A 6,709-nucleotide genomic window follows, 5' to 3' on the forward strand; every position below is an offset into this window, starting at 1 on the left:
CGGCTCGCCGCCCCCCGCGCTCGGGGGAGGCCATCGCCGGCACGGGGTTTTCCCGCGGAGCTGCTCAGTACAATGCTGCGAGTTACAGCGCGGTTTCATGCCGGCTGAAGGGTTTCTTCACTTCCAGGGACATCGCCATGCCACTCGTTTCGATGCGTCAGCTGCTGGACCATGCCGCCGAGAACGGCTACGGAATTCCGGCCTTCAACGTCAACAACCTCGAGCAGGTGCAGGCCGTGATGAGCGCGGCCGACGAGGTCGGCGCCCCGGTCATCCTGCAGGCCAGCGCCGGCGCCCGCAAGTACGCCGGCGAGCCGTTCATCAAGCACCTGATCCTCGCGGCGGTCGAAAGTTACCCCCGGGTTCCCTTGGTGATGCACCAGGACCACGGCCAGAACCCGGACGTCTGCCAGGGCGCGATCAACCTGGGTTTCAGCTCGGTGATGATGGACGGCTCGCTGCAGGCCGACGGCAAGACCATCGCGAGCTACGACTACAACGTCGACGTGACGCGCAAGGTGGTCGACATGGCGCACCGGGTGGGGGTCACGGTCGAAGGTGAGCTGGGCGTGCTCGGCTCGCTCGAGACGATGAAGGGCGACAAGGAAGACGGCCACGGCACCGACGCGACGATGACGATGGACCAGCTGCTGACCGACCCGGAGCAGGCCGCCGACTTCGTCAAGCGCACCCAGCTCGATGCGCTGGCGATCGCGATCGGCACCAGCCACGGCGCCTACAAGTTCACCCGCAAGCCCACCGGCGACATCCTCGCGATCAGCCGCATCAAGGAAATCCACGCCCGCATCCCGAACACCCACCTGGTGATGCACGGCAGCTCGAGCGTGCCGCAGGAGCTGCTGGCCGCGATCCGCGAGTACGGCGGCGACATGAAGGAAACCTACGGCGTGCCGGTCAGCGAGATCCAGGAAGCCATCAAGCACGGCGTGCGCAAGATCAACATCGACACCGACATCCGCCTGGCGATGACGGCGGCGATCCGCAAGTTCTTCGTGCAGAACCCGGAGAAGTTCGACCCGCGCGAGTACCTGAAGCCGGCGCGCGAGGCCGCCAAGGCGATCTGCAAGCAGCGCTACCTGGAGTTCGGCTGCGAAGGCCAGTCCGGCAAGATCAAGGCGCAGAGCCTCGCGCAGGTGGCACAGCGCTACGCCAAGGGTGAGCTGGCGCAGATGGTGGTCTGAAACCCGCATCCTCACTGTTGATGAAGCCCGGCCATGCCGGGCTTCGTCGTTCGTGGCTCACTACAATCCGGCGCTGTCCTGCCCCTGCGCCGAAAGAGCCCATGAACGCCGTTCTGAACTCCACCCTCACCTCCCTGCCCCTGCTCGCGCGCGGCAAGGTTCGCGACAACTACGCGGTGGGCGCGGACCGTATCCTGATGCTCGCGAGCGACCGGCTCAGCGCGTTCGACGTGATCATGGGCGAACCGATCCCCGGCAAGGGCGAGCTGCTGACGCAGATGGCGCTGTTCTGGTTCGCGCACCTCGAAGGCATCATCCCGAACCACCTGACCGGCGACGACCCCGAGAGCGTCGTCACCGCGGCCGAGCGCGCGCAGGTGCGCGGCCGCTCGATGCTCGTGAAGCGCCTGAAGCCGCTGCCCGTCGAGGCCGTGGTGCGCGGCTACCTGGCCGGCAGCGGCTGGAGCGAGTACCAGCAGAGCCAGTCGGTGTGCGGCGTCGCGCTGCCGCCCGGGCTGAAGAACGCAAGCCCGCTGCCGGCACCGATCTTCACGCCGGCCACCAAGGCCGAGATGGGCGACCACGACGAGAACATCTCGTTCGACAAGATGGCGCAGATCATCGGCGCCGACCTCGCCGTGCGCGTGCGCGACACCGCGATCCAGCTCTACACCCGCGCCGCCGCGATCGCGCTGAAGAAGGGCATCATCATCGCCGACACCAAGTTCGAGTTCGGGCTCGACAGCGACGGCACGCTGACGCTGATGGACGAGGTGCTGACGCCCGACTCGTCGCGCTTCTGGCCGGTCGAGGGCTACGACGCCGCCTTCCGCGAAGGCCGCAACCCGCCGAGCTACGACAAGCAGTTCGTGCGCGACTGGCTCGAGCAGGTCCGCATCGACGGCCAACCCTGGCCGAAGCGCGCCCCGGCCCCGGCCCTGCCGGCCGAGGTGGTCGAGAAGACCGCCGCCAAGTACCGCGAAGCCCTGCAACGCCTGACCTCCTGAGCGCCATGCAGTCCCGCCTGCTGAAGCAGCTCGACGCCGCCATCGATGCCGCCGGCAACCCGGTCAAGGCCGATTGCCTGCGCGCCGAACGCGCCTGCCTGATGGCGCGCCACGGCCACTTCGACGAGGCGCGCAAGACGCTCACCGGGCTGCAGCAGCAGTACGCCTTGCAGCCGCACATGGCGCTGAGCGCGTGGATCAGCCTGGCCGAAGGGCTGATCGCGCACTACGGCAAGCTCGGCTCGGCCGAGGCGGTCGACAAGATCCACCGCGCCTACGCGATGAGCGGAGCCGCGCGAGAACCGGCGCTGCATGCGCTGTGCAGTGCCTGGCTGGCCCACCTCGACTACGTGCGGCACGACTTCGCGTCGATGGCGCGGCGCGTTGCCGAGACCCTGCGGCTCGCGGATGCAAAACATCATGCGGCACAGTCGCGCATCAGCCTCGTGATCGCGCAGACCTACCACTTCGCCGGCCGCTACGAGCGGGCCCAGCCCTGGTACACGCTGACCCGCCAGCACGCCACGTCCGAGGGCGACGAGGCGACGCTCGCGGCGCTGCTCGCCAACATGGCCTGGCTGAACGCCAGCCAGGCGCGCCAGAACGTGCTGAGCGGCCCCGGCGAGGCGCAGGCCACGCGGCAGGCGATGCTCGGCGCCGAGTCGTCGCAGAACTTCGATGCGCTGGTCGGCACCGCGGCGCTCGATGCACTGGCGCCGGTCATGCGGGCGCAGCTGCTGTCGCTGCAGGGCCGGCATGCCGACGCATTGCCGTTGTACGAGCTGCACCTCGACCATGCGCTGACCCAGGGCGCGGCGCACATGGCGAACTGGCTGCGCGCCGACCTGGCGTGGTGCCGCATCCAGCTGAAGCAGGCCGATGCAGCACGCGGGGATGCGCAGGCCGCCGAGGCCGCGAACCGCGCCGACTGCGACCTGGACGACCGCGCCGCCACGCACAGCCGGCTGGCGCAGGTCTACGCGGCACTCGGCCAGGTCGATGCCGCCAAGAAGCACTCGCAGCAGGCCGAGGCGGCCTGGAAGGCCTTCGCCGACGAGCAGGCCGAGGTGCTGCGCCTGCTCGACGCGGCGCTCACGTAGCCCGGATCAGAACAGCGCCATGCTCAGCTTGCGCCGGTACTGGTCGATGACCGGGTCGGCCGGCGCGGTATTGACCTTGCCCGTGACCTCCAGCGCACCCTTCGGCGCCGCGGCCTCGGCCTTCGGCGCCGGCTTGCTCATCAGCTCGAGGATCGCCACGTAGGTCTTGCGCGCCAGCTCGCCGTTCCAGGCCTTGTCGCGCATCACGATCTCGAGCAGCTCGTCCATCGCCTGCGTGAAGCGCTGCGCGGCGAAGTGCGTCTGGGCGAGTTCGAAGCGGGCGTCGAAATCCCGCTTGTTCGCGGCGATCGCCGCCGCCAGCTGCTCGGGGCTGCGCGCCGACGCGGCCTTCTCGCTGGCCGCCAGCCAGTGGCCGGCCGCGGCCAGCCGCGCGTCCAGCATCACCTTGCTCGCGACCGGGTCGAACGCGCGGCGCGCGTCATCGACACGCCCGGCCGTCAGCAGCGCGCGCAGGTAGTCGTAGCGGGCCACGTCATTGCCCGGGTCGATCGCCACCGCCTCCTGCAGGCGCTCCAGCGCGCTGTCGGCATCGCCCTCGGCCAGCAGCTCCTCGGCCGCGGCCAGGTCTTCGCCGGCGGCCGCTTCCTCGGCGCTCGGCACGTGCCGGTCGAGGAATTCGCGCACCTGCGCCTCGGGCAGCGCGCCGACGAAGCCGTCGACCGGCTGGCCGCCCTTGAACAGCACGCAGAACGGGATGCTGCGCACGCCGAACATCTGCGACAGCTGGCCGGAGATCTCGGGCTGCTCGTCGGCGTTCAGCTTGGCCAGCTTGAAGCGGCCGGCGTAGGCGACCTCGATCTTCTCGAGCACCGGCGTCAGCGCCTTGCAGGGGCCGCACCACGGTGCCCAAATGTCCAGCAGCACCGGCTGCTCGACCGAGGCGTTGATCAGGTCGGCTTCGAAGTTCTGAATCGTGATGTCCATCGTGTTCCGGCAAAGGGAAGGCGGGCAGTGCTGACAGGCCCTAGAGGTCAGATGGGCCGCGCCGCCTACAATTCAAGGTTGTTCAGCCCTTGGAGCGAGCCGTGAGCAGCGCCCCCGTGGTTGGCGTGGTGATGGGTTCCAGCAGCGACTGGGAGACCCTGCGCCTCGCGACCGAGATTCTCGCCGAGTTCGGCGTGCCCTACGAGGCGCGCGTGGTCTCTGCCCACCGCATGCCCGACGACATGTTCGCCTACGCCGAAACGGCCGCGCCGCGCGGCCTGCGCGCGATCATCGCCGGCGCCGGCGGTGCCGCCCACCTGCCCGGCATGCTGGCCGCCAAGACCACCGTGCCGGTGCTCGGCGTGCCGGTCGCGAGCCGCCACCTGCAGGGCGTCGATTCGCTGCATTCCATCGTGCAGATGCCCAAGGGCATCCCGGTCGCGACCTTCGCGATCGGCGCGGCAGGCGCAGCCAACGCCGCGTTGTTCGCCGTCGCGATGCTGGCCTGCGAGCAGCCCGCGCTGCGCGCCCGGCTCGAGGCCTACCGCGCCCGCCAGACCGAGGTCGCCCGCGCGATGTCCGCCGAACTCAAATGACGCAGCGCTTCATCCCCCCCGGCCAGACCCTGGGCGTGATGGGCGGCGGCCAGCTCGGCCGCATGTTCGTGCACGCCGCGCAGCAGATGGGCTACGCCACCGCGGTGCTCGACCCCGACGCCGCCAGCCCGGCCGGCCTGGTCGCGCACCACCATGTGCGCGCCGACTACCTCGATTCGACCGGGCTCACGCAGCTGGCCGCCGTCAGCGCGGCCATCACCACCGAGTTCGAGAACGTGCCGGCCGCCGCGCTGCGCACGCTGGCCGCGATGCGGCCGGTGGCGCCGGCGGGCGATGCGGTCGCGGTCTGCCAGGACCGGGCCGCCGAGAAGGCGCACTTCGGCCGCTGCGGCGTGCCGTGCGCGCCGTTCGCGCTGATCGAGACCCGCACCCAGCTCGACGCCGTCGACGACGCGCTGCTGCCCGGCATCCTGAAGACCGCGCGCCTCGGCTACGACGGCAAGGGCCAGGTGCGGGTGGCCGACCGCGCCGCGCTCGCCGCCGCGTGGGACGCGCTGAAGCAGGTGCCCTGCGTGCTCGAGCAGATGCTGCCGCTGGCCTACGAGGTGAGCGTGATCGTCGCGCGCGGCGCCGACGGCGCGAGCGTGCATTTCCCGCTGCAGCAGAACCTGCACCGCGACGGCATCCTCGCGGTGACGCGCGTGCCCTCGCCCGACGTGACGCCCGACGTGCAGCAGCAGGCCATCGCGCATGCCGGGCGCATCGCCGCGACGCTCGGCTACGTCGGCGTGCTGTGCGTCGAATTCTTCGTGCTGAAGGACGGCCGGCTGGTCGCCAACGAGATGGCGCCGCGCCCGCACAACTCCGGCCACTACACGCTCGACGCCTGCGACCAGTCGCAGTTCGACCTGCAGGTGCGCACGCTGGCCGGTGCGCCGCTGGCCGCGCCGCGGCTGCACTCGCCGGCGGTGATGCTGAACCTGCTCGGGGACCTGTGGTTCCGCGACGGCAAAGTCGAAAACGCGACCGAAACCGAGCCCGACTGGGCCGCGGTGCTGGCGCTGCCGGGCGTGCACCTGCACCTCTACGGCAAGGCCAGCGCCCGCCCGGGCCGCAAGATGGGCCACCTGACGGTCACCGCCGCGACGGCCGAGCTCGCCCACGCGGTCGCGCTGCAGGCGGCCGAGCACCTGGGCCTCGCGGCCTGGTGAGCGGCTGAGACGAGGACCTGCCGTGCTGCTCGATGCCCGCGATCCCGCCGCTGCCGCGGCCACCCAGGCCGTCCACCAGGCCGCCCGCGCGCTGGCCGATGGCGAGCTGGTCGGCATGCCGACCGAGACGGTCTACGGCCTGGCCGCCCGCGCCGATGACGACGCGGCGGTCGCGAAGATCTTCGCCGCCAAGGGCCGGCCGGCCGACCACCCGCTGATCGTCCACGTGCCCGACGTCGGATCGGCGCAGGTGTTCGCCGCCGACTGGCCGGCCGTCGCACAGCAGCTCGCGGCCCGCTTCTGGCCCGGCCCGCTGACGCTGATCGTGCCGCGCGCGCCCGGCGTGGCCGGTGCGTCGGCCGGCGGCCAGGACAGCATCGGCCTGCGCTGCCCGTCGCACCCGGTCGCGCAGGCACTGCTGCGCGAGGCCAAGGCGCTGGGCGTGCCGGGCGTCGCGGCACCGAGCGCGAACCGCTTCGGCCGCATCAGCCCGACGCGCGCCGCGCACGTGGTCGAGGAGTTCGGCGACGCGCTGCTGGTGCTCGACGGCGGCGACTGCGAGGTCGGCATCGAATCGAGCATCGTCGACTGCTCGCGCGGCCGCCCGGTGCTGCTGCGCCCCGGCGTGCTGACGCGCCGGCAGCTGGAGGCGGCCGCCGGCCAGCCGCTGGCCGACCGCGACGAGGC

General features: G+C 71.2%; 7 protein-coding genes. 6 read left to right on the forward strand and 1 reads right to left on the reverse strand.

The features are described 5' to 3' along the window. Nucleotides 1-137: 137 nt before the first annotated feature. The 3 genes from fba (at nt 138) to AC1D1T_RS05135 (ending at nt 3,309) form a co-directional block, all read left to right on the forward strand. Nucleotides 138-1,202 carry a class II fructose-bisphosphate aldolase gene (gene fba, locus AC1D1T_RS05125; protein WP_477839225.1) on the forward strand — a complete coding sequence of 355 codons (1,065 nt, stop codon included), beginning with the start codon at nt 138-140 and terminating at the stop codon, nt 1,200-1,202. A 101-nt stretch (nt 1,203-1,303) separates the two neighbouring features. Continuing rightward, nucleotides 1,304-2,209 carry a phosphoribosylaminoimidazolesuccinocarboxamide synthase gene (locus tag AC1D1T_RS05130; protein WP_047507726.1) on the forward strand — a complete coding sequence of 302 codons (906 nt, stop codon included), beginning with the start codon at nt 1,304-1,306 and terminating at the stop codon, nt 2,207-2,209. Between the two features lie 5 nt (nt 2,210-2,214). Next, nucleotides 2,215-3,309, forward strand: a complete 1,095-nt coding sequence (locus AC1D1T_RS05135; RefSeq protein WP_477825743.1) for a tetratricopeptide repeat protein — start codon at nt 2,215-2,217, stop codon at nt 3,307-3,309. Nucleotides 3,310-3,315: 6 nt separating this feature from the next. Here the strand turns inward: AC1D1T_RS05135 and AC1D1T_RS05140 are convergent, their stop codons facing one another. Beyond that, on the reverse strand, nt 3,316-4,254 hold the full coding sequence (locus AC1D1T_RS05140; protein WP_047507730.1) for a tetratricopeptide repeat protein: 939 nt from the start codon (nt 4,252-4,254) through the stop codon (nt 3,316-3,318). Nucleotides 4,255-4,385: 131 nt separating this feature from the next. Here AC1D1T_RS05140 and purE point away from each other — a divergent pair, with 131 nt between their 5' ends. From purE to AC1D1T_RS05155, 3 genes are all read left to right on the forward strand, one after another. Then, on the forward strand, nt 4,386-4,850 hold the full coding sequence (gene purE, locus AC1D1T_RS05145; RefSeq protein ID WP_477825744.1) for a 5-(carboxyamino)imidazole ribonucleotide mutase: 465 nt from the start codon (nt 4,386-4,388) through the stop codon (nt 4,848-4,850). Next, on the forward strand, nt 4,847-6,022 hold the full coding sequence (locus AC1D1T_RS05150; RefSeq protein ID WP_047507732.1) for a 5-(carboxyamino)imidazole ribonucleotide synthase: 1,176 nt from the start codon (nt 4,847-4,849) through the stop codon (nt 6,020-6,022). Before purE ends, AC1D1T_RS05150 begins: the two co-directional genes overlap by 4 nt. A gap of 22 nt (nt 6,023-6,044) precedes the next feature. After that, nucleotides 6,045-6,709, forward strand: a 665-nt coding sequence (locus AC1D1T_RS05155) for an L-threonylcarbamoyladenylate synthase (protein ID WP_477991545.1), incomplete at its 3' end; no start/stop codon positions are given.

Source organism: Rhizobacter sp. P2_H3 (assembly GCF_056403355.1).

What these genes read in the sequence shown, in the direction of transcription:
- fba (WP_477839225.1), top strand. Translation starts at nt 138, where the DNA reads ATGCCACTCGTTTCGATGCGTCAGCTGCTGGACCATGCCGCCGAGAAC.
- AC1D1T_RS05130 (WP_047507726.1), top strand. Translation starts at nt 1,304, where the DNA reads ATGAACGCCGTTCTGAACTCCACCCTCACCTCCCTGCCCCTGCTCGCG.
- AC1D1T_RS05135 (WP_477825743.1), top strand. Translation starts at nt 2,215, where the DNA reads ATGCAGTCCCGCCTGCTGAAGCAGCTCGACGCCGCCATCGATGCCGCC.
- AC1D1T_RS05140 (WP_047507730.1), bottom strand. Translation starts at nt 4,254, where the DNA reads ATGGACATCACGATTCAGAACTTCGAAGCCGACCTGATCAACGCCTCG.
- purE (WP_477825744.1), top strand. Translation starts at nt 4,386, where the DNA reads ATGGGTTCCAGCAGCGACTGGGAGACCCTGCGCCTCGCGACCGAGATT.
- AC1D1T_RS05150 (WP_047507732.1), top strand. Translation starts at nt 4,847, where the DNA reads ATGACGCAGCGCTTCATCCCCCCCGGCCAGACCCTGGGCGTGATGGGC.